Origin of the sequence: Streptococcus sp. CCH8-C6 (assembly GCF_001557225.1) — a bacterium.
Lineage (GTDB): Bacteria > Bacillota > Bacilli > Lactobacillales > Streptococcaceae > Streptococcus > Streptococcus sanguinis_C.
The window spans coordinates 1-437 of sequence record NZ_LSJN01000065.1; the positions used below are offsets into that span (position 1 = coordinate 1).

At 33.9% G+C, this 437-nt stretch carries 1 protein-coding gene; it reads left to right on the top strand.

Annotated elements, in window-relative coordinates:
* Positions 1–437: hypothetical protein (locus AX677_RS09450; RefSeq protein ID WP_082730270.1), on the top strand; the 437-nt coding region annotated here is incomplete at both ends.

The following is a 437-nucleotide window of genomic DNA, read 5'->3' on the forward strand; positions in this document are numbered from 1 at the left end:
AGTTTCAAACTCTTTGGTACAATCTTGATACTCGAAAAATTGAATGGGAAGATAACAAGACAGCACAATTTCAAAGTCCAACCTTTAATTTTAAACTAAATACGCAACAATTTAAAGAAAAGTTGGGGAATTTTAGATTTCCTATTATATATCCTTTAGGCGAAGCTGTGGATACAAGTTGGATTCGAAATATCTTGATGGCGCAAACAGACCCAAAGGCAGCAGCATTATTGGAAAAAACGAACTCTCAACTTTATATACTTGATAAGAGCGTTAAGGACTATCTAGAGTTTTATAGTCTATTGGTTCCTTCGAATACAGACTTATATGAAGGTGTGATTCCAGCAAGTATCAGTAAAGATGGATTGGAACATCCTTTTAACTCTAAAGAGGAATTCAACCAGTTTTATGATGAGAGTAAGGATAAGGAATTAATG